The 24549-nt window shown below is 71.9% G+C and carries 22 protein-coding genes; 11 read left to right on the forward strand and 11 right to left on the reverse strand.

What is annotated here, in order from left to right; genetic code table 11:
* Positions 1-71: 71 nt before the first annotated feature.
* From addA to ACK4TT_RS06235, 6 genes are read right to left on the reverse strand one after another with little or no spacing between them, the layout of a single operon-like run.
* Complete coding sequence (gene addA / locus ACK4TT_RS06210; protein WP_410212643.1) at positions 72-3578, reverse strand: double-strand break repair helicase AddA; 3507 nt, start codon at positions 3576-3578, stop codon at positions 72-74.
* Positions 3575-6589: a double-strand break repair protein AddB gene (addB, locus tag ACK4TT_RS06215; protein WP_410212644.1), complete on the reverse strand. Its 3015-nt coding sequence runs from the start codon at positions 6587-6589 to the stop codon at positions 3575-3577. The genes addA and addB overlap by 4 nt, the downstream gene beginning before the upstream one ends.
* The gene (locus tag ACK4TT_RS06220) at positions 6586-7299 is read right to left on the reverse strand and encodes a nucleotidyltransferase family protein (protein WP_409641681.1); all 714 of its coding nucleotides are present in this window, start codon (positions 7297-7299) and stop codon (positions 6586-6588) included. The genes addB and ACK4TT_RS06220 overlap by 4 nt, the downstream gene beginning before the upstream one ends.
* Positions 7296-8402, reverse strand: a complete 1107-nt coding sequence (gene amgK, locus ACK4TT_RS06225; RefSeq protein ID WP_410212645.1) for an N-acetylmuramate/N-acetylglucosamine kinase AmgK — start codon at positions 8400-8402, stop codon at positions 7296-7298. The genes ACK4TT_RS06220 and amgK overlap by 4 nt, the downstream gene beginning before the upstream one ends.
* Positions 8386-8862, reverse strand: a complete 477-nt coding sequence (gene tsaE / locus ACK4TT_RS06230) for a tRNA (adenosine(37)-N6)-threonylcarbamoyltransferase complex ATPase subunit type 1 TsaE (protein ID WP_409641687.1) — start codon at positions 8860-8862, stop codon at positions 8386-8388. The genes amgK and tsaE overlap by 17 nt, the downstream gene beginning before the upstream one ends.
* Positions 8859-9743 carry a GNAT family N-acetyltransferase gene (locus ACK4TT_RS06235; protein ID WP_409641690.1) on the reverse strand — a complete coding sequence of 295 codons (885 nt, stop codon included), beginning with the start codon at positions 9741-9743 and terminating at the stop codon, positions 8859-8861. The genes tsaE and ACK4TT_RS06235 overlap by 4 nt, the downstream gene beginning before the upstream one ends.
* Before the next feature lie 99 nt (positions 9744-9842).
* Between ACK4TT_RS06235 and ACK4TT_RS06240 the strand changes: the two genes are divergently transcribed.
* Together ACK4TT_RS06240 and zapE are read left to right on the forward strand one after the other, a co-directional pair.
* Entirely contained in the window at positions 9843-11339 is a 1497-nt protein-coding gene (locus ACK4TT_RS06240; RefSeq protein WP_410212646.1) for a CoA-acylating methylmalonate-semialdehyde dehydrogenase, read from the forward strand.
* A 65-nt stretch (positions 11340-11404) separates the two neighbouring features.
* Entirely contained in the window at positions 11405-12532 is a 1128-nt protein-coding gene (zapE, locus tag ACK4TT_RS06245) for a cell division protein ZapE (RefSeq protein ID WP_409641696.1), read from the forward strand.
* Positions 12533-12560: 28 nt separating this feature from the next.
* Here the strand turns inward: zapE and ACK4TT_RS06250 are convergent, their stop codons facing one another.
* Together ACK4TT_RS06250 and ACK4TT_RS06255 are read right to left on the reverse strand one after the other, a co-directional pair.
* Positions 12561-12977: a hypothetical protein gene (locus ACK4TT_RS06250; protein WP_409641699.1), complete on the reverse strand. Its 417-nt coding sequence runs from the start codon at positions 12975-12977 to the stop codon at positions 12561-12563.
* 86 nt (positions 12978-13063) lie between these two features.
* Positions 13064-14011 carry a LysR substrate-binding domain-containing protein gene (locus ACK4TT_RS06255; RefSeq protein ID WP_410212647.1) on the reverse strand — a complete coding sequence of 316 codons (948 nt, stop codon included), beginning with the start codon at positions 14009-14011 and terminating at the stop codon, positions 13064-13066.
* A 214-nt stretch (positions 14012-14225) separates the two neighbouring features.
* Between ACK4TT_RS06255 and sdhC the strand changes: the two genes are divergently transcribed.
* Genes sdhC through ACK4TT_RS06285 form a run of 6 tightly spaced genes read left to right on the forward strand, consistent with a single transcriptional unit; the run spans position 14226 to position 19209 of the window.
* Positions 14226-14597, forward strand: coding sequence for a succinate dehydrogenase, cytochrome b556 subunit (gene sdhC / locus ACK4TT_RS06260; RefSeq protein WP_409641704.1), 372 nt, complete (start codon positions 14226-14228; stop codon positions 14595-14597).
* Complete coding sequence (gene sdhD / locus ACK4TT_RS06265) at positions 14597-14983, forward strand: succinate dehydrogenase, hydrophobic membrane anchor protein (protein WP_409641706.1); 387 nt, start codon at positions 14597-14599, stop codon at positions 14981-14983. The genes sdhC and sdhD overlap by 1 nt, the downstream gene beginning before the upstream one ends.
* Before the next feature lie 8 nt (positions 14984-14991).
* Entirely contained in the window at positions 14992-16782 is a 1791-nt protein-coding gene (gene sdhA, locus ACK4TT_RS06270; protein ID WP_409641709.1) for a succinate dehydrogenase flavoprotein subunit, read from the forward strand.
* Positions 16783-16802: 20 nt separating this feature from the next.
* A complete protein-coding gene (locus ACK4TT_RS06275) occupies positions 16803-17585 on the forward strand; it encodes a succinate dehydrogenase iron-sulfur subunit (RefSeq protein ID WP_409641712.1) in 783 nt (260 codons plus the stop codon).
* 52 nt (positions 17586-17637) lie between these two features.
* A complete protein-coding gene (locus tag ACK4TT_RS06280) occupies positions 17638-18867 on the forward strand; it encodes an NAD(P)/FAD-dependent oxidoreductase (RefSeq protein WP_410212648.1) in 1230 nt (409 codons plus the stop codon).
* 21 nt (positions 18868-18888) lie between these two features.
* Complete coding sequence (locus ACK4TT_RS06285; protein WP_409641718.1) at positions 18889-19209, forward strand: 2Fe-2S iron-sulfur cluster-binding protein; 321 nt, start codon at positions 18889-18891, stop codon at positions 19207-19209.
* A gap of 184 nt (positions 19210-19393) precedes the next feature.
* Here ACK4TT_RS06285 and ACK4TT_RS06290 read toward each other — a convergent pair whose 3' ends face one another.
* A complete protein-coding gene (locus ACK4TT_RS06290; RefSeq protein WP_410212649.1) occupies positions 19394-19867 on the reverse strand; it encodes an OsmC family protein in 474 nt (157 codons plus the stop codon).
* A gap of 57 nt (positions 19868-19924) precedes the next feature.
* Here ACK4TT_RS06290 and ACK4TT_RS06295 point away from each other — a divergent pair, with 57 nt between their 5' ends.
* From ACK4TT_RS06295 to ACK4TT_RS06305, 3 genes are read left to right on the forward strand one after another with little or no spacing between them, the layout of a single operon-like run.
* The gene (locus ACK4TT_RS06295) at positions 19925-20755 is read left to right on the forward strand and encodes a hypothetical protein (protein ID WP_410212650.1); all 831 of its coding nucleotides are present in this window, start codon (positions 19925-19927) and stop codon (positions 20753-20755) included.
* Positions 20756-20801: 46 nt separating this feature from the next.
* The gene (locus tag ACK4TT_RS06300) at positions 20802-21032 is read left to right on the forward strand and encodes a DUF4160 domain-containing protein (RefSeq protein WP_410212651.1); all 231 of its coding nucleotides are present in this window, start codon (positions 20802-20804) and stop codon (positions 21030-21032) included.
* Positions 21029-21529, forward strand: a complete 501-nt coding sequence (locus tag ACK4TT_RS06305) for a DUF2442 domain-containing protein (protein WP_410212652.1) — start codon at positions 21029-21031, stop codon at positions 21527-21529. Before ACK4TT_RS06300 ends, ACK4TT_RS06305 begins: the two co-directional genes overlap by 4 nt.
* 121 nt (positions 21530-21650) lie before the next feature.
* On the opposite strand, the gene ACK4TT_RS06310 is transcribed toward ACK4TT_RS06305, so the two are convergent.
* Complete coding sequence (locus ACK4TT_RS06310) at positions 21651-22034, reverse strand: endonuclease domain-containing protein (RefSeq protein WP_410212653.1); 384 nt, start codon at positions 22032-22034, stop codon at positions 21651-21653.
* Between the two features lie 123 nt (positions 22035-22157).
* Positions 22158-24524, reverse strand: coding sequence for an ATP-binding protein (locus ACK4TT_RS06315; RefSeq protein ID WP_409637956.1), 2367 nt, complete (start codon positions 24522-24524; stop codon positions 22158-22160).
* Positions 24525-24549 lie beyond the last annotated feature (25 nt).

Raw genomic sequence — 24549 nt, forward strand, 5'->3', positions numbered from 1 at the left:
TCGCGCACGGGAATCAGAACGTCGCCGCGCGCCTCTCTGATCCGCCGATGTAGGCGGGCCTTGTCCTGGTATCAACCGCCACGGCGGAGCTCGGCAAGGGTCTGGGCCACCAGGTTTTCTGGAACGGGCATCAGCTTCGGCCCGTCGGTCCAAACCAGCGCCGCCTCGATGCGCCGGCCGGGGAAGACCTCGCCCAGCACAGCGGCGTAGAGCGCCATCTGGCGCAGATAGGCGGGATCGGCGTCCTCGATCCGGTCCGGCGAGGGCCGGTTGGTCTTGAAGTCGGCCACCAGCACCCGGTCCTCAAGCACCACCAGCCGGTCGATCCGGCCCGAGATGCGCAAGGACGGCGGCAGGGCGGCCGCCGTCCCGGCCACGGCGACCTCGGCGCGCGAGCCGGGCCCGAACACCTCGGCGAAGCGGGCGTCCTCCAGCACCGCGAGCGCGGCGGTCGCCATCTCGGCGGCCTGGGCGGGGGTCAGGTCCCGCTCGCGGGAGAGCAGGGCCCTGGCGCCCTCGGCCCGTTCGGTGGGCGGCAGGTCGGGCAGGAGCTGCAGCAGGCGGTGGATCAGGTCGCCGCGCCGGAACCGGCCGAGCCCTTGCGCGGCGGCCAGCGGCGATGGGGCCGGGACCTTGGCGTCTTCGCCCAGGTCCGACGGCGAGGCGTAGCGGGCGAAGGCTTCCGGGGTCGCGACCGCGCGCGCCCAGGCGGGCAGGACCTCGGCGGCGGCGGCCTTCCCGGCGGCGCGGCCCAGCGGCTTCGGGTCCGGCCCATAGCGGCGGATCTCCAGCTCGCCGCTGGCGGCGGGCCGCACATGCGGGGCGATGCTTTCGTGGGCGAAGGCGCGATAGACGGCGCCCCACCAACCCTCGATCCTGGCCTCGTCGGCGCCGGCCCTGGCCCGGCCGCACAGCACCAGCCGGTCGCGCGCCCGGGTGAGCGCCACATAGAGCAGACGGAGCGCCTCCTCATCCTCCCGCCGGGCGCGGCGCTCGCGGGCGGCGGCGGAGGCGGGGCAATCGCGATCCTTGGACGCGCACCACAGGAACCCGCTGATCCCCCTGGCATCGGCGTCGGTCTCCATCAGCGGCGAGCCCCGCGCCGTGCGGGTCATGGTCGTCTCGGGCAGGAAGACGATCGGGGCCTCCAGGCCCTTGGCGCCGTGGGCGGTCATCACCCGCACCTGGCCGGCAGGCGCTTCCATCTCACGCTTCACGGTGATGTCGAGGCCGGCGAAGGCGGCGACCAGGCTCTCCAGGTCGTGGACCCCGCGGCCCTCGGCGGCGAGCACCTGGGCCAGGAACTCGTCCAGGGCGTCCTGCGCCTCCGCCCCCAGGCGCTTCAGCAGCTTCCAGCGCAGCGAGCGCCCCTCGCCGTCGGTCAGGCCCAGCAGCCGGGCGTAGAACTCGAAGGGCCGCCCGCCGGCCGCCTCCAGCGCCCGCTCCAGCATCGCCAGCGCCGAGGTCCAGTCGGCCTGTTCGGACGCGCGCCGCGTCAGCCGGTCCCAGAGCGGCTCCTTCCCGCGCCCGAAGGCCAGGGCGTAGAGGCTGTCGTCCGTCAGCCCGCAGAAGGGGCTCTTCAGCAGGGCCGCCAGATTGAGCTCATCGCCGGGGAAGAGGACGAAGCGCGCCAGCGCCAGCAGGTCGTCGAAGACGATGTGCTCGGACAGCGCCAGCCGGTCGGCGCCGGCCACCGGCACGCCCTCGTGCTTGAGCGCCCGCAGGATCTCCTCGAACAGCGCGCCGCGTCGGCGGACCAGGATCAGCACGTCGCCGGGGTCGGCCGGCCGCCACGCGCCCGACTCGCCCAGTTCCTTGTCGAACACCGCCTCGCCGCGCGCGACGAGGTCGCGGACCTCCCGGGCGATGGCGCGGGCCAGGCGCTTGTTGGCGCTCTGTTCGGATTCTGCGTCGAGCGGCGCGTCCCAGGCGGTGCGCTCCTCGCCCTTCGCCTCCAGCACCAGGGGCCAGATGTCCACGCAGCCGTCATGACCGGCCCGGGCCTTGGCCACCACATGCTCGACCGAGGCGCCTTCCAGGCCCGGCTGCACGGCCTGGGCCAGCTCGGGCGACGAGAAGACGGCGTCCACGAAGCTCAGCACCTGGGGCGTGGAGCGCCACGAAGTCAGCAGGTCCACCTTCTCGAAGCGGTAGCCCGCGCCGGTCGCGCGGTCGCGGTGGAAGGCGAACTCGTGGTTCAGCAGCTCGGGCTGGGCGCCCTGGAACGAATAGATCGACTGCTTCTGGTCGCCCACGACGAACATGTTGCGGGTGCGGGCGGCCCCGGGGTCCACGCCTTCGCCTGAGAAGAACTCCTCGGTCAGGGCGCGCACGATGCGCCACTGGTCGGGCGCGGTGTCCTGGGCCTCGTCCACCAGGATGTGGTCGATGCCGCCGTCCAGCTTGTAGAGCACCCAGGCGGCGGCCGGGCGGCTGTGCAGCAGGGCGCAGGTCTTCTCGATCAGGTCGGCGAAGTCGAGGGCGCCCGAGGCCTGCTTCTCCAGGCGGTAGGCGGCGAGGTAGGCGTTGGCGAGCGCGAGCGCGCCCACCGTGTCCGCGGCCACCTGGGCGGCGCGCACGCGGTCGCGGGCGGCGGCCAGCCGGGCCTGCTCGGACAGGAGCTGAACCCTCAGCTCCTCGCGGGCCTTGAGCGCGCTGGTGCGGCCGACCCACGTCGCCGGATCGCCCGCCTTGGTGAAGAAGGGGCCCAGCGCCTGGTCGAACGACGCTTCGGGATCGGCGGCCACGGCGGCCATCTGCGCCGCGCAGGCCTGGTCGGTCTTGCCGCCCTGGGCCAGGACCGCGGCGGCGGCCCGCCACAGCCCCCGGTCCAGCCGCGCCATGGCCTCGGCCGCTTCGGCCTCGGGCGAGGTCTCGGCCGCGAAGCCGCAGGTGGTCCAGACCCAGGCGCGGGCGCCCTCGAATCCGCCGACGCCATCGATGAAGGCCCGAAGGGCGCCGCGGCGCGTCTCGAAGTCGCCGAACATGCCCTGGAAGCCCTGGTGGTCGAGCGCCACCGAGAAGCGGGCGTAGGCCTCGGCGACGGCGCCCTCGCCGGCCATGGCGTGGCGGGCCACGGCCGCGCGGGCCTCGCCGCTCAGGAAGGCGGCGGCCGCGTCGTCGATGACCCTAAAGCCGGGCGACACGCCCGCCTCCAGCGGGAAGCGCCGCAGGAGCTTTTCGCAAAAGGCATGGATGGTCTGGATCTTCAGGCCGCCCGGCGTCTCCAGCGCCCGGGCGAAGAGGGCGCGGGCCTTGGACAGCCCCTCGCCGTCGTAGGCGGCGGGCCGCCGGTCCTCCAGCCTGGCCAGGGCCGCGCGCAGGGCGTCGTCGCCCATCACCGACCAGCGGCCGAGCAGGTCGTAGAGCCGCCGCTGCATCTCGGCGGCGGCGGCCTTGGTGTAGGTGACGCAGAGGATGGTCTCAGGGCTGGCGCCGGCCAGCAGCAGGCGCGCCACCCGGTCGATCAGAGTCTTGGTCTTGCCCGAGCCGGCGTTGGCGGTGACGAAGGCCGACAGGCGCGGGTCGGCGGCGCGTTGCTGCGGATCGACCGGACGGGTGTCGAGGTCGATGCTCATTCGTCGCCCTCCTCGCCGCTGGTGGACCATTCGAAGACGCGGGCCAGGTGGTCGTAGTCCGAGACCCGGGCCTTCACGAACTGCGGCGCCGTGCGCGAGACGTAGGCCTGGTCGGGACGGTCGTAGCGCCCGACCAGGGTCTGCAGCCCCTCCAGCGCCCAGGACGCGGCCAACGCGCTCACCTCACCCGCCTCGGCGCGGATCTCGACCTTGCCGGCGGGCCTGCGGCCGGTGACTTCCAGGTAGGTCAGGTCGCCCGGCTTCAAGGGGCCGATGTCCTTGAAGCCGCCCGCCTCCAGGATCGCCGCCGTCAGGGTGAGCTGGGGCGAGAAGCCGGTGTCGACTTCCTTCTTCGAGGGCGCCTTGCCGGTCTTGTAGTCGAGGATGTGGCCGAAGCCGTCGGGCGTGGCCTCGATGCGGTCCGCGCGCGCGGTGACGGTGAAGGGCCCGGCGGGGGCCGAGAACGTAAGCTCGCCCTTCAGCTCCACATGCACCTTGCGGCCGTCGGCGCGGCGCTCGCGCTCCAGCTCCACCACCCAGGCGCCCATCTCGCGGGCTAGGACCGCCTCCCGCGCCAGGGCGGCCTCGGGCAGGCCCGCCTCGTGCAGAGCCTCGAGGTAGAGGCGCTGGAAGACCTCGGCGGCGTCGGGCGGCAGGGGATCGGCGTGGTCGCGGGCGAAGGCCTCGAAGGCGGCGTGGATGGCCGTGCCGCGCTCGCGGGCGTCCACTGCCTTGTCCGGCGGGTTCAGAGGATAGAGCCGCAGGATGTCGCGGGCCCAGACGGCGTAGGGGTCGCGGGTCAGGGTCTCGACCCGGGTGACGGCCATCTCCCGGGGCCGGTCGGCCACCGGCGGGACCGGGGCGGGGCGCTTGGCCGGGGCGGACGCGCCGGGCTCATCCAGGGCGCGGGCCCAGGCCAGCACGTCATCGCGCCGCGCGATCGTGACCGGCGCTTCTTCGGTGTCCGCCCCGCGCGCCAGGGTCTGCAGCCGCCAGAGCCAGCGGGATTTCACCGACGGCGCGCCCTCCCGGCGCTCGGTGTGCAGCAGGACGACCTCGGGGGCGCAGGCGGCCTGGGCGAAGTCGTGGGCGGCCAGACCGATGCGGCGCTCGGGACTGGGCAGGCCCAGGCGCTCGCGCATCGGCCGCGAAAGGAAGGGATCGAGCGGCGCGCCCCTCGGCCAGACGCCCTCCTCCAGGCCCGCCACCACCAGCCGGTCGGCGCGCACCAGCCGGGCCTCGATGGCGCCCAGGATGCGCAGGCGCGGATGAGTGGCCCCGCCCGAGCGGACCGTCTCGCCCTCGACCAGCCGGGACAGCAGGTCGGCGAAGCCGCGCGGGGTCGCGGGCGGCAGGCCGTCGGCCTCGTGGACGAGGGCGGCGAGCAGGCGGCTCATCGCCTCGCCGCCGTGCCCGGCCCAGAGGCCGCCCAGGTCGCCCGCAGCATCGGCGGCCAGGCGCTCCATGGCCTCGGTGAGCGCCCTGGCGGCCTGAGGGGGGGCGGCCTCCCCGTCCGCGAACGGCGCCCGCAGCCCATCGACCAGCGTTTCGAGTTCGCTCGCCAGGGCGGCGGCCTCGGGATGCTTGCCGAGCTTGCCCTTCAGGCGGCTCCAGTCCTGCGGCCGGGGGCCGCGCAGGCCGTGGCGCTCCAGGGCCTCCCGAGTGGCGGCCAGGTCCTGCGGCTCGCGGCCCAGGCGGACGTGAGGGTGCTTCAGGATGGCCAGCAGCAGCACCGGGTTCAGCGGGTCGGCGGCGAGCTGCGCGAGGAGGCCCGCCAGCACCCCGCACGGACTGCCGGCCAGGCTCTCGCCCGCCGAGGAATCCGGGATGACCCCCCAGCGGGCGAGCTTGGCGACGACGCGCCGGGCCAGGGCCTGGTCGGGCGTGACGAGGGCGGCCGTGCGCTCGGGCGTCTCCAGCGCCTCGCGCAGCAGCAGCGCCGCGACGGTGGCGGCCTCCTCCTCGGTCCGCGCGCTGACCAGGGAAAGGCCCTCGAGGCCCGCCGCCACCGGATCGCCATCGGGATCCAGCCCGCGCAGGGTCTTGATCACCTGGAGCCAGTCGGCGGTTCTGTCCGCTGGCCGTAAGGCCTCGTTGATCACGCGCTGGCGCCAGTGGCCCCGCATGTCGACGGCTCCCGATGCGGGCCATACGGCGACGTCCGCGTGCTCGACCCCAGCCTGAGCCAGCAGCGTCTTCAGGGCTCCTTGGGGATGCTGGACGTCCACGTCCTGCCAGGCTTCGAACGCCAGATTGGCGTCCAACCCTGGCAGGACGACGCAGCCGCGCGGCGCCTGGGCCGCGGCGATCAGCAGGGCGCGGGTGGCGGGCGCCGTGCCGGTGGAGCCGGCGGCCACCAGCACCCCTTGCGGCGGCTTCAGGGTCCAGGCCTCGGCGAGGCGCCGCAGCAGCCGGACCCGCCGCTCGCTGACGTCCACGACGCCCAGCTCGTCCAGGCGCCGCCGCCAGCGCGCGGCGGCGGCCTCCAGGAACCGGCGCGAGACCTGCCAGTGCTCGGCGAGTTCGCCCTCGACGAGGGTTTCGAGGCGGCCCTCGATCTCGATCTCCTCGATCTGCACGCTGTCGAAGAAGCCGCCCAGCGCGTCGGCCAGTTCGAGGGTCGAGGCGGCGGTCAGGCTGTGGCCGTCCAGCAGGTGCGCCTGCGTGGCCACCACGCCGGCCAGCTCGAAGCGGCGGCGCAGCGGCTCGATGGCGGCGGGCAGATCCAGGGCGAGGTCGCCCGGCTCGAACGGCGGCTCGCCCGCCTCCAGGTCCCCCAGGGGGCGCATCTGCGGCGGCAGGACCGCCCGGCCTCCGGCGGCCCGCACGAAGGCGTCGGCCAGCGCCCGGGCGCCGCGCCGCGTCGGCACCAGCACCAGGGCGTCGGAGAGCGCCTCCGGTCCGAGCGGCGATAACGCGTCGTAGAGGCCCTGGGCCAGGTCGTCCGCGAACGGCCGGTGCGCCGGGATGTTGAACCAGCGGGGTCCGGGCCGTTCGAAGAAGGCGGTCACGAGAGCCTCTTTTCCGCCGCCTCGCGCGCGGCGGGATCGCCGACGTGCATCCAGAAGGCGTCCATGAGCACGCCGTGCAGGCGTCCCTGGGCCTGGAGCCGGCGCCAGATGGGCTGGATCGGGAAGGCCGCGTCCGGCTCGCCCTCCAGCACCTGCGGTTTCAGGATTCCGAAGCCGATGTTGGCGAAGGGCGTCACCACGTCGGGCGCGACCGAATGGGTGAGGCGGCCGGCCTCATCCATGAAGAAGCCCTGGGGCCCCTCGAAGCCGAGCCCCTGGCCCCGCTTCACCAGCAGCAGCAGGATGTCCATCAGGTCGGGATTCCAGGCCGCCTTGAGCGTCTCCAGCGCCGGGCGCTCGCCCTCGATCCAGAGGGAGTCGATGTTCGCCAGCATAACCGGATCGGAGCCCAGCTTGGGCAGGGCGCGGCGGATGCCGCCGCCGGAGTCCAGCAGCTCGGCGCGTTCGTCCGAGATCAGGATCTCCAGGTCCTTCCGGCCGGCGAGGTGGGCCTCCATCTGGTCGGCCAGATGGTGGACGTTGACCACGGCCCGCTCGATCCCGGCCTCGCGCAGGCGGTCCAGCACATGGTCGATCAAGGGCTTGCCGGCGACCGGCACCAGGGCCTTGGGCAGGGTCTCGGTCAGCGGCCGCATGCGGGTGCCGAGCCCTGCGGCCAGCACCATCGCGGTCTTGGGGGAGGCGCTCACGCCCGCGCCTCCGGCGGCATGTGGCGGTCGAACCAGGCCTTCAGCGGAGCGAGCTCCGGGTCGGCGAGGTTCCGTTCCAGATAGCGCCAGGTGCGCGGCATGTAGGCCTTGTACTGAGGCCGGCCCAGCAGCGCCTGCCGGGCGAACACCCGGCCCAGGATGCGGGCGGCGTTCGAGGCCGCCAGCGCCCGGTACTCGGAGGTGAAGCGGTCGCGCTCGATCTCGGGCTTCGCGCCCAGGTACCGGTCCAGCATGGCGGCCTCGAGTTCGGGCGAGACGTCTCGGCGGGCGTCCTGCAGCAGGTGCAGGAGGTCCCAGGCCGGGTGGGCCTTCAGGGCGTCCTGGAAGTCGAGCAATCCGACCCGCGCCACGCCAGCCCGCTCGGGCAGCCACAGCAGATTCTGGGCGTGGTAGTCGCGATGGGTGAACACCGAGGCGCCCGCCTCGCCCCAGGCCCACACGGGCGCCCAAAGCGCCTCCCATTCGGCCACGGCCTCCGCCCCGAAGTCCGGCAGGCCCGCGAACTTCGGCCAGAACTCCAGGAAGGTGTCGGTGGCGATCTTCAGGGCGAGGGTGTCGTAGGTCAGCAGCGGCCACTCGCAGCCCTCGGCCTTCAGCACGTCCGGCGGCGTCCGCGACTGCATGGCGACCTGCACGTCGATTGCGGCCTCGTAGAGCGGCGCCTCGTCCTGGCCCCCGGCGATCAGGGTGGCGAAGAGCCCGTCGCCCAGGTCCTCCAGCACGGCGAGGCCTGCGCCGACGTCGTGGGCGAAGATGCGCGGCGCCGAAAGCCCCTGGTCGCGCAGATAGGCGGCGGTGGTGACGAAGGCGGCCACCGACCCCCCCGCCAGACGGGCGGCGGCGTTGTAGCCCAGGGCGATCCGCTGTTCGGGCGTGGCCTTGGGCGGGCAGACGACGCTCTCCATCGACGGCGGCTGGTCCATGAAGATGAAGCTGGTCCCATCGGCCCGATGCAGGCGCTCGTAGCTGCGCGTCGAGGCGTCGCCGCCCAGCGGCTGGCGGCGCACGTCGCCGAAGCCGGCGGCCTCGAGGAAACCCACCTTCAGGGCCTCGCGTTCGGAAATCTCAGGCGCGGAACTCAAGCCCTCGTCCTTCCCAGGCGCCGTGGGGGGTGAGCCGCACGCGCCTGCCGTCTGCGTCGTCACCTAAAAAGGCGATCTCTATATCGAGTCGGTCCGGCGGCAGGCGGCCCTCCAGCCGTTGCGGCCACTCGATCACCGCCGCGCCCTCGCCCAGCGCCTCGTCCAGACCGATCTCATAGGCCTCGTCGGGGTTCGAGAGGCGATAGAGGTCGAAGTGGGCGACCTTCAGTCGCGGCCCCTCGTAGAACTGCACCAGGGTGAAGGTCGGCGACGGCACATCCTCGTCGGGCGTCGTCAGGGCCCGGACCAGGGCGCGCGCCAGGCTCGACTTGCCCGCTCCGAGCGGGCCGGTCAGGCACACCGCCTCGCCGGACCTCAGCTCGGCCGCGATCGCCGCGCCCAGGCGCTGCGTGGCCGCCTCGTCGTCGAGACGGAAGTCGCCCTCGGCCTCCAGGATCATGCGAAGGCCCGGTCCGGATCGTCCATCAGGACGCGTTCCACATGGTGCTTCAGCCGGCCGGTGACCTCGGCCGAGTCGCCCGCCAGCGCCCCGGGGCCGATCGGCCGCCCCACGATGAGGTCGAAACGCCGGCCGCGCTTGTTGAGCAGCTCGTGGAAGAGGGTGATGTCGCGAAGTTCCTGCGAGAAGCTGTTGAAGAAGTGGAACAGCGTCGACCACGGCCCGGCCACGTGGATCGGGATCACCGGCGCCTCGTACCTGCGGGCCAGGGAGACGGCCGTGGGCATCCACGGCGGATCGGCCAGCACGCCGTCGGCGCCGCGCCTGGCCAGCCGGCCGGCCGGGAAGACGACCAGGCAGCGCTCGGCCTCCATGGCCTCCCTGGTGAGCTGCAGGGTGAGTCGGGTGCGTTCGCGGGTGCGCTTGGCCTCCACCCACTCCACCGGGATCAGCACCTCGTCGAAGCGGGGCGAGACCCGGTGGGCGTCGGCGTTGGCGTAGAAGCAGATGTCGGGCCGAAGGCCCTTCAGCGCGTCATAGACCGCCACGCCGTCGGCGATGCCGGTGGGGTGGTTGCAGACCACGATCGCCCTGCCCGACGCCGGCACGCGCTCCAGCCCGCGCGCCTCGACCTTCACCGACAGGAGGTCCGAGACGAATTCCAGCGCCGCGCGCCCGGGCAGGGGGGCGATGGCGTCGGCCATCGCGCGCGCCTTGGCGTAGTCCAGGAGGGCGTAGAGCAGCGGCCGGGCCAGCGGCCACAGGGACGAGCCCGACAGCTTGGGCGCGCGCTCGGCGAGCAGCACGTCCACGATGTGGTCGGCGCCTCCCGCGGGGGCCAGGGCCTGGGCGTGCGACAGCGCGGTCATGGGGCCGAACATGCGACGCTGCGCCCCGTCCGGGCAAGCGCCCCCTCGACCCCGGACCCTGCCCCAACGGGAGCTAGGCGCGCCCGGGGGTTGGGCGTAGAAACCCGGCCCATGCGTGAGATCACCCACTTCATCGACGGCGCCGCCGTCCAGGGCGCGTCCGGCCGCTACGGCGACGTGTTCAATCCCAACACCGGCGAGGTCCAGGCCCGCGTGCAGCTCGCCACCGAGGCCGAGCTCGACCGGGCCGTCCAGTCCGCGCTGCGCGCGCAGGCGGGCTGGGCCCAGGTGAACCCCCAGCGACGGGCGCGGGTGATGTTCGAGTTCAAGCGGCTGGTCGAGGCCCGCATGGACGAGCTGGCCGAGCTCCTGTCGTCCGAGCACGGCAAGGTGATCGCCGACAGCAAGGGCGACATCCAGCGGGGCCTGGAGGTGATCGAGTTCGCCTGCGGCATCCCCCACGTCCTGAAGGGCGAATACACCGAGGGTGCCGGCCCGGGCATCGACGTCTATTCCATGCGCCAGCCGCTGGGCGTCTGCGCGGGCATCACGCCGTTCAACTTCCCGGCCATGATCCCGATGTGGATGTTCGGCATCGCCATCGCGGTGGGCAACAGCTTCATCCTGAAGCCGTCCGAGAAGGACCCCAGCGTTCCCGTGCGCCTGGCCGAGCTGATGATGGAGGCCGGGGCGCCCTCGGGCGTGCTGAACGTGGTCCATGGCGACAAGGTCGCGGTCGACGCCATCCTCGACCACCCGGACATCAAGGCGGTCAGCTTCGTGGGCTCGTCCGACATCGCCTCTTACGTCTACTCGCGCGGCACGGCGAACGGTAAGCGCGTCCAGGCCATGGGCGGGGCCAAGAACCACGGGATCATCCTGCCCGACGCCGATCTGGAGCAGGCGACCAAGGACCTGATCGGGGCCGCCTACGGCTCGGCCGGCGAGCGCTGCATGGCGCTGCCGGTGGTCGTGCCGGTCGGCAAGAAGACCGCCGACGAGCTGCGCGAGCGCGTGCTGGCCGAGATCGACACCCTGAAGGTCGGCCTCTCCACCGACCCCGCCGCCCAGTACGGCCCGGTGGTCAGCCAGGCGCACAAGGAGAAGGTCGCCGGCTACATCCAGGCCGGCGTCGACGAAGGCGCCGAGCTGGTGGTCGACGGTCGTGGCTTCCAGATGCAGGGCTACGAGAAGGGCTTCTTCATCGGCCCCTCGCTGTTCGACGGCGTGAAGAAGGGCATGAAGACCTACAACGAGGAGATCTTCGGGCCGGTCCTGCAGATCGTCCGGGCCGAGACCTTCGAGGAGGCGCTCGACCTGCCGTCCTCCCACCAGTACGGAAACGGCGTGGCCATCTTCACCCGCAACGGCCGCGCCGCGCGGGAGTTCGCCGCCCGCGTCAACGTCGGCATGGTGGGCATCAACGTGCCGATCCCGGTGCCGGTGGCCTACCACACCTTCGGCGGCTGGAAGCGCAGCGCCTTCGGCGACACCAACCAGCACGGCATGGAGGGCGTGAAGTTCTACACCAAGGTGAAGACCATCACCGCCCGCTGGCCGGAAGGCGCCGTCGAGGACTCAGCCTTCGTCATCCCGACGATGAAGTGAGCCGCCTCGGTCCCTGGCGGCGTCCGTTTCTTGCGCCGGACGGTGCGGCCCGCTAGGCGGAAACGATGCCGTCCGTCCTGCAAGCCGCCTACGACGCCCGTCTGGCCGAAGGCGCCATCCGTCCGGATCCGGCCCAGGCGGCGGCGCTCGCGGCCCTCGTCCGGCTGGAGGGCGACCTCGCCGCGGCGCCCGCCAACGGCGGCCTGAAGGCCCTGTTCCGCAAGACGGCCCCCGAGGGCCGGCGCGGCGTCTATCTCGTGGGGCCGGTGGGCCGGGGCAAGTCCATGCTGATGGACCTCTTCTTCGAGACCGCGCCGGTCGCGAAGAAGCGCCGGACCCATTTCCACGTCTTCATGGGTGAGGTCCATCGCCTCATCGACGCTTGGCGCAAGGGCGACGCCGCGGCCCGCAAGGCCCGCTTCGGTCAGGCGAAAGGCGACGATCCCATCCCGCCCGTGGCCGATGTCGTGGCCGAGCGGGCGCTGCTGCTGTGCTTCGACGAGTTCCAGGTCACCGACATCGCCGACGCCATGATCCTGGGGCGGCTGTTCGAGGCGCTGTTCGCGCGTGGCGTGACCCTGGTCGCCACGTCGAACCGGCGGCCGGAGGAGCTCTACAAGGACGGCATCAACCGCCAGCTCTTCCTGCCCTTCATCGACCTCCTGAAGTCGAAGGTGGAAGTGATCTCGGTGGCGGGACCGCACGACTATCGCCTCGATCGCCTGCGCGCGACGGGGACCTGGTTCTCCCCCGTCGATCCCGACAACGAGCGGTCCTTCGACGCCCTGTGGCGCGAAATGCTGGGGCCGGACGGGGAGGAGAGCGGCGAGACCCTGGAGGTGCTGGGCCGCCGGATCACCTTCCCGCACGCCTGCGGCGGCCTGCTGCGGGCCAGTTTCGCCAGCCTGTGCGCGGTGGCGCTGGGCCCCAACGACTACCTGGCGCTGGCCGAGCGCTTCCACACGGTCTTCCTGGAACACGTGCCGAAGCTGACGCCCGCGCGACGGGAGGAGGCCAGGCGGCTCGTGATCCTGGTCGACGCTCTCTACGAGGCCCGCACCAAGCTGATCGTGCTGGCGGAGGCCGAGCCCGTGAAGCTCTATCCGGAGGGGGAGGGCGCCTTCGAGTTCGAGCGCACCGCCTCGCGCCTCCAGGAGATGCGCTCGGCGGACTGGCTGGAACAGCGAGGGTGAAGCCTCCGGCCAGTCCGCCGATCTCGGCCTAGCGCCAGATGGCGCCGCCGAACCGCCCCGTCGCGTCCTTCGGGGTGATGCCGGAGAGGTCGCAATGGTTGGCGTCGCCGGGGATCGGGGCCGTGATCAGCCGCGGCGCGCCCTTCAGCGTGCTGGCGTCGATGACGCAGTAGGCGTTGAATCGCTGGGGCAGGCCCGGAATGGTGTTGGCGAGGTTCCCGCCGGCGCGGCACTGCACGCTGGCGCCCGTCATTCGCCCGTTCGGATAGGTTTCCTCGCCGCTGAAGTCGCAGGTCCGGCCGGGCACCTTCATCCCCGGCACCCCGGCGCCGGGCACCGTCACGCCGCGCACGACGACGCCGGTCGAAACTACAGTCTGGGCCGCCGCCGGGCCGGCGGCGAACACCGCGAAGACCGCCATGGCGGTCAGGTCTCTCGGAGTCATGGAGTCTTCCTCCTCATCCTGGGGCGAACGCCGCGACCGATGTCGCGGTCGCGTCGCAGGCCGTCTGAACCCGACGATACCGAACACTAGGACGTATTCGCGTCAAGGTTGTGAATATCCCCCACGCTCGCCGATGTGGTTTTGCCGGCCTGCGACGCCCGCAATGTCTCGACCAGTTCGCGGGCATAGGGGCGCAGTTCGTCTTCGGCCCGGATCACGATCTTCAGCTCGCGCAGCGCCCAGTCGTCGGCGAGCGCCACGACCGAGAGCGCCATGGTCCGCGCCGCCCGGGCCGCCGTCGTCTCCGGCACCACCCCGACGCCGACGCCGCATTCCACCAGGCGGCAGACGGCGTCGAAGCTGCGCAGTTGCACGCGCAGCTTCAGCGGCCGGCCCTCGCGCGCCGCCTTGGCGGTAAGGAACCGCTGCAGCGAGCTCGACCGCTCCAGGCCCACGAAATCGAAGTCCAGCACCTCGCCGAAGGCCACGTCCCGGCGGGCCGCCAGCGGATGGTCCTTCGCCGTCACCACCACGAAGCGGTCCGAGCGGAAGGGATAGGTCTGCAAGGCCCCCACCTCGACGGTGCCGGCCACGATGCCGATGTCACCCACGCCCTCGGCGATCAGGCCCACGATCTCGTCCGACAGGCGCTCCTCGAGGTCGACGCTGACGTGCGGATGGTCGGCCAGGAAGCTGGAGAGCGCCTCGGGCAGGAACTCGGTGAGGGCGTTGGTGTTGGCGAGCAGCTTCACCTCGCCCGACAGGCCCCCGGCGTAGGCCGAGAGGTCCTCCCGCATGCGGGCCGACTGGGCGATGATCGCCCGGGCGTGCTTCAGCAGCATTCGGCCGGCCGGCGTCGGCGTGACGCCCTGGCGCGAGCGCGACAGCAGGCCCGCGCCCAGGGCGGCCTCCATGTTGCGGATACGGGTGGAGGCGGCGGCCAGGGCGAGGGCGCAGCGCTCGGCGCCGGCGGTGATGGACCCCGCGTCAACCACCTCGCAGAACAGCCGCAGATCCGTCAGGTCAAACCGCATCCTTCGCCTTTCACGAAGGAAGACTACAGGAAAGACGACTTGCGCGTAAGCTCGTGGAGCTTGAACTTCGGCGGCTGCGAAGGAAGGTCCCGCGGGGCCGCAGCCTTCGTTGACACCCGGCGGGGCAGGCTTACAAGCGGCCTTCTCTTCCGACACGACGCACGAGCGGGCAGGGCTGATGGCTGAGGTATCGAAGGGTCTTAGAGAGCGGCCGATGTCGCCGCACCTTCAGGTCTGGCGATGGCACATCACCATGGCCACCTCCATCCTCCACCGCGCCACCGGCGTGGCGCTCTACGTCGGCGCGCTGATCGCCGCGGCCTGGGCGCTGTCGCTGGCCGGCGGGCCCGAGGCCTACGCCGGCTTCAAGGCGCTGATGGGCTCGCCGCTCGGCAAGTTCGTGCTGTTCGGCCTGACGGTCTCGGCCTTCTACCACCTGGGCAACGGCGTCCGGCACCTGACTTGGGATCTGGGCCACGGCCTGGACGTGAAGAGCGCCAACGCCTCGGCGGTCGGCGTCTTCGCCTTCACCGTGGCGGCCACCCTGGCCGTCTGGGTCATCGCCGGCATGACGGGAGCGCTCTGATGGCCAGCTACCGCACGCCCCTCTCCCGCGCCCGCGGCCTCGGCGCCGCCAAGCACGGCGTCGGCCACTGGATCGGCGAGCGCGTCGGCGCCGTCGCCCTGATCCCGCTGACGCTCTGGGCCATCTACGCCGTGATCCGCCTGGCGGCGCTCGACTACTACGGCGCGGTCGCCTGGATCGCGAGCCCGCTCAACATGACGCTGATGGTCCTGACCATCGCCATCAGCTTCTGGCACATGCACGCCGGCCTGCGGGTCGTGGTGGAGGACTACATCCACAAGACCCTCTCCAAGACGGCGCTGCTGCTGCTCAACCTCTTCGTCTGCGGACTGGCCGGCGCGCTCGCCGTCCTCTCCGTCCTCAAGGTCGCGCTGGGAGGCGCGTGAGAGACCCCATGGCGGCTTACGAATTCATCGACCACAAGTTCGACGTCGTCGTCGTCGGCGCCGGCGGTTCGGGCCTCCGGGCCGCCCTGGGCTGCGCCCAGGCGGGGCTGAAGACGGCCTGCGTGACCAAGGTCTTCCCGACCCGCTCGCACACGGTTGCTGCTCAAGGCGGAATCTCCGCCTCCCTGGGCAACATGGGCGAGGACGACTGGCGCTGGCACATGTACGACACCGTCAAGGGGTCGGACTGGCTGGGCGACCAGGACGCCATCGAATACCTCTGCCGCAACGCGCCGGCGGCGGTATACGAGCTTGAGCATTGGGGCGTGCCGTTCAGCCGCACGGCCGACGGCAAGATCTACCAGCGCGCCTTCGGCGGCATGACCCGCAACTACGGCGAGGCTCCGATCCAGCGCACCTGCGCCGCGGCCGACCGGACCGGCCACGCCATGCTGCACACCATGTACGGGCAGAGCCTGGCGCACGACACCGAGTTCTTCATCGAGTACTTCGCCCTCGACCTGATCATGGACGACGAGGGCGTCTGCCGGGGCGTCACCGCCTGGAAGCTGGACGACGGCACCCTGCACCGGTTCCAGGCCCAGATGGTGATCCTGGCCACCGGCGGCTACGGCCGCGCCTACTTCTCCTGCACCAGCGCCCACACCTGCACCGGCGACGGCGGCGGCATGGCGCTGCGCGCCGGCCTGCCCCTGCAGGACATGGAGTTCGTGCAGTTCCACCCCACCGGCATCTACGGCGCCGGCTGCCTGATCACCGAGGGCGCCCGCGGCGAGGGCGGCTATCTGACCAATTCCGAGGGCGAGCGCTTCATGGAGCGCTACGCCCCGTCCGTGAAGGACCTCGCGCCGCGCGACATGGTCAGCCGGGCCATGACCATCGAGATCCGCGAAGGCCGCGGCGTCGGGCCCAAGAAGGACCACATCTTCCTGCACCTCGACCACCTGGATCCCAAGATTCTGGCCGAGCGCCTGCCCGGCATCTCGGAAAGCGCCAAGGTGTTCGCGGGCGTCGACGTCACTAAAGAGCCGATACCGGTGCTCCCGACGGTTCACTATAACATGGGCGGGATCCCGACGAACTTCTATTCGGAGGTCGTCACCAAGGCCGGCAAGGACCCGGACAAGGTGGTGCCGGGGCTGATGGCCGTGGGCGAGGCGGCGTGCGTGAGCGTGCACGGCGCCAACCGCCTGGGCTCCAACAGCCTGATCGACCTCGTGGTGTTCGGCCGCTCGGCGGCGCTGCGGGCGGCCGAGATCCTGACGCCGGGCGCGAGCCAGCCCGAGCTGAAGCCGCACATGACCGAGGGCCACCTGGCCCGTTTCGACCGCCTGCGAAACGCGAACGGCGGCACCCCGACGGCCGAGCTGCGTCTCGAGATGCAGCGCGCCATGCAGGAGGACGCCGCGGTCTTCCGCACCGGCGAGAGCCTCAAGTCGGGCGTCAAGCGCCTGCAGAAGGTCCACGAGGGCCGCAAGGACCTGAAGGTCACCGACCGCACGATGATCTGGAACAGCGACCTCATGGAGACGCTGGAGCTGGAGAACCTGGTCGGCCAGGCGGCGGTCACGGTGAACAGCGCGGCCAACCGCACCGAGAGCCGCGGCGCCCACGCCCGCGAGGATTTCCCGGACCGCCTGGACTCGAAGTGGATGAAGCACACCCTCAGCTGGTTTGACGACGCGACCGGGAAGGTGAAGATCGACTACCGGCCGGTGCACAGCTTCACCATGACCAACGACATCGCCTACATCCCGCCGAAGGCGCGGGTGTACTAGGACCGGAAGGAGCTGCTCACATGGCCGAATTCCGGCTCCCCAAGAACTCCCGCATCACCGGCGGCCGGCACCACCCGGCCCCCGAGGGCGCGGGGCGCACGAAGACCTTCAAGGTCTACCGCTACGACCCCGAGGACTCCGCCAACCCGCGTTGGGACACCTACGAGGTGGACGTGGACGCCTGCGGCCCGATGGTCCTGGACGTCCTCATCCACATCAAGAACACCATGGACCCGACGCTGACCTTCCGGCGCTCGTGCCGGGAGGGCGTCTGCGGCTCGTGCGCCATGAACATCGGCGGCCGCAACACCCTGGCCTGCACCCACGGCTGGGAGGAGGTTCCCGGCCAGCAGGTGCAGATCAGCCCCCTGCCGCACATGCCGGTGGTCAAGGACCTGGTCCCGGACCTGACCCTGTTCTACGCCCAGTACGCCTCGATCGAGCCCTGGCTGCACACCGAGACGCCCGAGCCGCAGACCGAGTGGCGCCAGAGCCCCGAGGACCGCGAGAAGCTGGACGGCCTCTACGAGTGCATCCTCTGCGCCTGCTGCTCGACGAGCTGCCCGAGCTACTGGTGGAACCAGGAAAAGTACCTGGGCCCGGCCGCCCTGCTGCACGCCTACCGCTGGATCATCGATTCCCGCGACGAGGCCACCGGCGAGCGCCTGGACGACCTGGAAGACCCCTTCAAGCTCTACCGCTGCCACACCATCATGAACTGCGCCCAGGTGTGCCCGAAGGGGCTCAACCCCGCCAAGGCCATCGCCGAGGTGAAGAAGATGCTGGCGGACCGGGTTCTCTAGCGGCGCTTTGATAAGTTGACGCCGCCGTCACTTTTCGGCATCGGGGGTAGGTATGAGCAACCCGGCGGCGCATGTCGTGATCCTGGGCGCGGGCCATGCCGGCGGCACGGCCGCCGCGCTGCTGCGCCAGTACGGCCATGAGGGCCCGATCACCCTGGTGGGCGAGGAGCCGATCCCGCCCTACCAGCGGCCCCCGCTTTCCAAGGCCTGGCTGAAGGGCGAGGCCGACGCCGACTCGCTGGCCCTGAAGCCGCTGGAGTTCTACGCCGAGAACGGCATCGACTTCCGGCCCGGCGTGAAGGCGCTCTCGCTGAAGCGCGGCGACAAGACGGTGGCGCTGTCGGACGGCTCGACGCTTTCCTACGACATCCTGATCCTGGCGACCGGCGCGCGCGCCATCGCGCTCCCGATCCCCGGCGCGGACCTGAAGGGCGTCATGGCGCTGCGCACGGCGGCCGACGCCGAACAGCTCAAGGCCGCCGTGAGTCCCGGCAAGAAGCTCGCCGTGGTGGGCGGCGGCTACATCGGGCTGGAGGTGGCCGCCTCGGGCCGGGCCCTGGGCGCCGAGGTGACGGTGCTGGAGCGCGAGGCCCGCCTGCTCGCCCGGGTGGCCTGCGAACAGCTCTCGACCTTCTTCCGCGACTACCACGAGAAGCACGGCGTCGCCTTCGAGCTGGGCTGCACGGTGACGGGCTTCACGGGCGAAGGCGGCCACGTCACCGGCGTCACCCTGGCCGACGGCCGGACCCTGCCCTGCGACGCCGCGGTGGTGGGCGTGGGCGCGGCGCCCAACGACGAGATCGCCAAGGACGCGGGCCTGGAGTGCGCCCGGGGCGTGGTGGTGGACCTGGACGCCCGCACCTCGGACCCCAGCATCTTCGCCATCGGCGACGTGGCGCACAGGCCCATGCCGATCTACGAGCGCATGTTCCGCATGGAGAGCGTGCCGAACGCGCTGGAGCAGGCCAAGCAGGCCGCCGCCGCCATCACCGGCCGGCCCCGCCCGCCGGGCGAGTGCCCCTGGCAATGGTCGGACCAGTACGACCTGAAGCTCCAGATCGCGGGCTATCCCTTCGACGCCGACCAGATCGTGGTGCGGGGCGACCCGGCCACGGCCAGGTTCGCCGTGTTCCACCTGAAGGGGAACCAGGTGCAGGCCGTCGAGGCGATCAACGCCCCGCCCGAATTCATGATGGGCAAGCAGCTCATCCTGAACCGCAAGCCGGTCGACAAGGCCAAGCTTGCCGACCCCGCCGTTTCAATGAAAGAGGTCGCCGCTTAAGCGCGGCTCACGAGGAGCGCCATGGCCAAGATTACGTACGTCGAGCACAACGGCACCGAGCACGTCATCGACGTGAAGCCGGGCCTGTCGGTCATGGAAGGCGCGGTGAAGAACAACATCCCGGGCATCGACGCCGACTGCGGCGGCGCCTGCGCCTGCGCCACCTGCCACGTCTATGTGGACCCCGCCTGGCTGGCCAAGACCGGCACGCGCTCGGCCATGGAGGAGTCGATGCTCGACTTCGCCGAGGGCGTCGAGGAGAACAGCCGCCTGTCGTGCCAGATCAAGGTGACCGACGAGCTGGACGGCCTGGTCGTGACCATGCCGGAAAGCCAGCACTAGGTTCTCGGGAACCACGAAAGGCACGAAAGGGCCGTAGGGCTCCGGCCGCCGCGCGAGCGGCGGCGTGCTTTCGAGAGAACCACGGATGACACGGATTGCACGGATGGGCGCTGGGCTCGATCATCCGTGAAATCGGTGAAATCCGCGGTTTCCTAGAGCCGCATCGCGGCCTTTCCGGACCAGCTCAGGCTCCGCGGCGGATCACGCCGGTCAGGGTCACAGCCTTGGCGACCGTGTTCGAGATGGTGCCGTACTTGCGCACGTTGGTGTGCAGCAGCTCCAGCCGGCGGTCGGGCTCGTCGGTGTCGACCGTCAGCTCGTAGTCGATGGTGAGGATCAGCGGCGGGGCGTCCTGGCGCACCGCCTTCAGGCGCACGCCGACGCCGCGGAACCGGAAGTCCAGCATCGGGGCCACGCGCTCGATGCCCTTGATCATGCAGGCGGCGACGCTGGCCAGGAACAGCTCGGCCGGGTTGAAGGCGTCGGGGCGGCCCTTCACGTCGGTGTCGAGCACGACCTCGGCCGCCTTGCAGGCGGCGACGCCGCCATGGGCGTCGATCCGCCGGGCCGTGACCTCGTATTCCAGCATCGGCGGTCCCCGCGTCTGAACGGCGCCATCCTGGCCCGGCGGCGGGGGCGGGACCATGACATGGCTCAAGGCCGCGCGGAGCTCATTGTTCTTGCTTTGTGCTAGTTTCCGGGCTAGGTTCGGGCGATGCGCCCCGCCTATGCCGACCGGCCGCGCCTGAAGGCGCGCATCCTGGACCGCCTGTCGAAGGGCTCGACCATGGCCCGGCTCGACGCGGATCCCGAGTTCCCCTCGCGCCAGACCATCTTCCGCTGGGGCCGGGCCGACGAGAACTTCCGCTTCCACCTCGTGCAGGCCCAGATGGAAGGCAAGGTGGTGCGGCGCGCCTACCGCCGGGGCCACGCCTGGCATCCGGCCCAGGCCGAGGCGTTCCTGGCCCGCGTGCGGGCCGGGGAGACGGTGCGCGACCTGGTGCGGACGGAAGGGATGCCCCACCGGGACGCCCTGAACCGCTGGAAGGCCGAGCATCCCGAGTTCGCCCAGGCCCTGGCCGAGGCCGCGCGCCGGGCGCGGTTCGGGCGCCGGCCCGTCTCCACCTATTCGGAGGAGGTCGCCGACAAGGTGATCCTGGCCCTGGTGAAGGGGACGCCCCTGCCCGACCTGCATCGCGTGGCCGGCCTGCCCAGCAAGCCGGTGCTGAGGGCCTGGCGGCGCGCGCATCCCGAGTTCGACCACGCGGTGCGCACCGCCATCCGCTGGGGCCACCGGGTGCGCATGAAGCGGCGGCGCGGGGAACTGACGGACCGGCGCGAGGCGGTCCTGAAGGCGCTCTTCTGCGGGGAGACCCTGCACAGCCTGTCCCTGCGGCCCGGCATGCCCCGCCACCCCACGCTCTACGGCTGGATGAAGCGCGACCCCACGTTCGCCGCCGAGGTCCGCTGGGCCTGCGAGCAGCGGGACTTCCTGCAGGGGAAGGAGCCGACGCCGCGGCAGCTCCGGCGGATGTGGGAGGGGTGAGGGGGTGTTTGTTATGATGCAACTATTGCACTAATATGGGTGTTCCATGGTGACCCTTCACCGGGGTGCGAAGTGGAAGATCGCGGTCTATGCCGAGCAGAACCACGCGCTGCCGCACTTCCACATCGAATGCCCGGAGCACCGCAGCAGCGTGACGATCGAGGGCCTGTCCGAGATCGCCGGCGGCGTGCCGAAGGGCGTCCTGAAGGAAGCCCTGGCCTGGGCGGCGGCGCACCAGGACGAGCTTCGCGCGACGTGGAAGGAGTTGAACCCATGACGGCGGACCGGAAGTTCGGCGAGCGGCTGCGGCGGATCGAGGCGGTGAGGGCGGAGGCCGGCCACCGGCTCCGCGTCCGCTGGACGGACGGGCCCGAGGCCGAGATCGACTTCCGGCCCTTCCTCCGCCGACGCGCCTTCCGGGCGCTGGCGGACGAGCGGGCGTTCGAGCAGGTCCGTGTCGGCGACTGGGGGCACAGCGTCGAATGGCCGTCCGGCGTCGAGGCGGGCGCCGATAGTCTATGGCTGGAGACGTTGTCGGCCACGGGACATGAGGACGCGCGGACGTTCCTGGACTGGCGTCAGCGCCATGGCCTGTCGCTCACCGAGGCGGCCAAGGCGCTAGGCCTCTCCCGCCGGATAGTCGCCTACTATTCGAGCGGCGAGAAACCGGTCCCCCGCCATGTGCTGCTGGCCTGTCTGGGGTGGGAGGTGGCCTCAGGGGTGGGGCCGGCGGAAACGGAGGTGGAGGAGGCGCGGGAGCTTATGCCGGCGTGAAGGGGCAGGCCTGACCACGGAAGCGGGCGAGATATTCCTCCCCCCACCCCGCTCGCCTTTGGCGAGTCGCCCTCCCCACGAGGGGGTGGGAAAGGGGCGGGGCCGATTTTTTCCCTCCCCTTCATGGGGAGGGTGGATCGCGCCGCTGGCGCGAGACGGGTGGGGCCGCCTCCAGCGCCTGGACGATCGTGTCCATCACCCAGCCGATGTCCCGGCGCACATCGCTGGTCGCGAAGCGGAGCACGCGGAAGCCGTGGCGGGCGAGGACCTGGTCGCGGACGGCGTCGTGCCGCGCCTGGCCGTCATGGCCGTGCTGGCCGCCGTCCACCTCGATGGCGAGCCGCCGCGCGTAGCAGACGAAGTCCAGGTAGTAGCCGCGGAAGGGCGCCTGGCGGCGGATGTGGTGGCCCTGGGCCCGGAGCTGCTTGAGCCGCGCCCACAGCATCACCTCGGGTTCGCTCATCGCCTGGCGGAACGCGCGGGCGCGTTGGACTTGGGAGGTCATTGGCCGTTTGCCCTCGCTCGCCCTTTCCCCCACCCCGCTCGCCTTTGGCGAGTCGCCCTCCCCACGGAGGGGGAGGGAAATGGGTGTTCATGATATGTTCCGGCGAAGGTCGGCGCAAGCGCCCTACAGCGCCAGCTCCCGCTGGGCGGCGACGGGTTCGGCGCCTTCGGGCAGGTGGCAGGTGAAGGTGGCGCCGGCGCCGGGTTCGCTTTCGAGGGCGACCCAGCCGCCGTGCAGCTCGGTCAGCGCCTTGACGAGCGCCAGGCCCAGGCCCGGGCCGCCGCGCTCGCGGCCGATGAAGCGGTCGAAGATGTGGGCCTGGACGTGGAAGGGGATGCCGCGCCCGGTGTCGGACACCTGGAGCTGGATCTCGCCCAGGGCCTTGCGGGCGGCCAGCGTGATCGTGCCGCCGGGCGGGGTCTGGGCCATGGCGTTCTCGACGAGATGGTCCAGCACCTGGGCCAGGCGCCTGGCGTCGCCGCGGATCAGGCCCAGGTCGTCGGGGCGCTCGACGACGATGGAGACCTTGGCGGCCTCGGCCTGCTTCATCCAGCGGCCGGCGACCCCGATCAGGAGGTCGGCCACGTTCACGTCGGCCAGGTCCAGGGCCATCTCCTCGGCGTCGATCTGGGCCATGTCGAGCACGTCGTCGATCGAGCGGGCGAGCTGGGTGGCGGCGGCCTTGACCGCGGCGGCGTGGCCCTTGGCCCGGTCGGGCAGGGCGTCGCCGGAATGCTCCAGCAGCTCGGAGTAGCCGATGATGGTGGTGAGCGGGGTGCGCAGCTCGTAGGAGACGTTGCCCACGAAGTCGCGCTTCAGCCGCTCGGCCTCGGAGAGCGCGGCCTCGCGGTCGGCCAGGGCCGTCTCCAGCCGGCGGGTGTCGGTGACGTCGGTGAAGGCGATCAGGGTCGCCCCGTCGGGCAGGGGGCGCGAGCGGTACTCGACGATGCGGTCGTCCGAGGTCCGGGTCTCGCCGGTCATGGGCGTGCGGGCCTTGGGGTCGGGGTCGGCGACGCGGCCCTTCAGCTCGCGCCAGAAGCCCATGTCGTGCAGCTTGGGCACGCAGAGCTCGACCACGCCCTCGAAGCCGCCGGCCGCCTCCAGGGCGTCGGGGCCGATGCCCCAGAAGCGCTCGAAGCTCTCGTTGTGCAGGCGAAGCCGGCCATCCGAGCCGAACACGGCCACGGCGTCGGACAGCTTGTCGAGGGTGGCCTGCTGGACCTGGATGAGGGCGTTGTACTGGGCCTTCAGCTTCAGCTCGCCGGTGATGTCGGCGAACAGCACCAGCATGCCGCCCATGGGGTGCGGCTGGCGCACCACGCGCAGGGTGCGGCCGTCGGGCAGGCTCCAGAGGTCGTCCGGCTCGGCGCCGAGCTTCTCGTAGCGGTCGAGCTCGGCGGCCTTCCATCTGGCGTAGTCGGCGGTCTCGGGCAGGCGGCGGCGCTGGCGCAGGCGGTCCAGCACCTCGCCGTGGGTGGGCCGCTCCTCCAGCCAGGCGGGCTCCAGGCCCCAGAGGTCGGCGAAGGCGGTGTTGTGGAAGATCAGCCGCTTGCCCTCGCCGAAGATGGCCACGGCGTCGTCCAGGCGGTTCAGCGTCTGGTCGTGGGCCTCGATGTTGCGGCGGAGCTGTTCGCGCAGCTCCTCGACCTCGGTGACGTCGTCGGTCCAGACGGCGACGCCGCCGCCCTCGATGGGCTGGGCGGCGATCTGGAAGGCGCGCCGGCGGCCCTCCAGGCTGAGCCAGCGCAGGGCCTCGCGCCGCTGGCCCAGGTTGGCGGCCTCGCTGGCCAGGGCGTCGGCGCCGCGGTCGAAGGAAAGCCCCCGCTGGGCCGCCTCGTCGAGGCTGGCGGCGTCCACCGCCTTCAGCCAGGCGGCGTTGACCCAGATGGGCGAGCCGTCGGCGGCGGCGATCCAGGCCGGGCAGGCGCGCGCGTGCAGGAAGGCGGCGAAGCGGGGCGCGGTGGGCAGGCCCGCGTCCTCGCCCAGCACGGCCGAGAGGCGCAGCCAGGCGAGCGCGCCCGCCGCCCGGCCCTCGACGGTGACCGCCCCGCCCGGGCCCTGGACCTCGAAGGCGCAGGGCTCGCCGCGCTCGAAGAGGGCGCGCAGGCGGCGCGTGTGGTCCGGGTCGGCCCGCATGAGGGCGTTGAGCAGGGCCTGGGGGGCGTTCGGGGGGGCGTTCTGGGGAGCGTTCGGGGACCCGGATTCGGGACCCTCCAGGGGCACGCCGAGCGCCTCGGCGCAGGCGGCCAGGCTTTCCTCGCCCGAGGCCAGCAGGGCGTGGCCGTCCTCGACGGCGAGCAGGGCGGAATCGAAGGCCTCGGCCGAGGCGGTGGCGGCCTCGGCGCGGGCCTCCAGGGCGCGGACCTGGGCGGCGAGGTCGTCGACCCGCGCCTGGTTCTGGCGCCGCTGCGCCAGCGCCCACAGCACCGCGGAGATGGCCAGGGACACCGCGCCGGCCGCCGCCGCCAGGATCAGTTGGTCCGCGCTCATCGACGCCCCGGCGAATCACTCCTGC

Origin of the sequence: Phenylobacterium sp., assembly GCF_046463815.1 — a bacterium.
GTDB lineage: Bacteria > Pseudomonadota > Alphaproteobacteria > Caulobacterales > Caulobacteraceae > Phenylobacterium.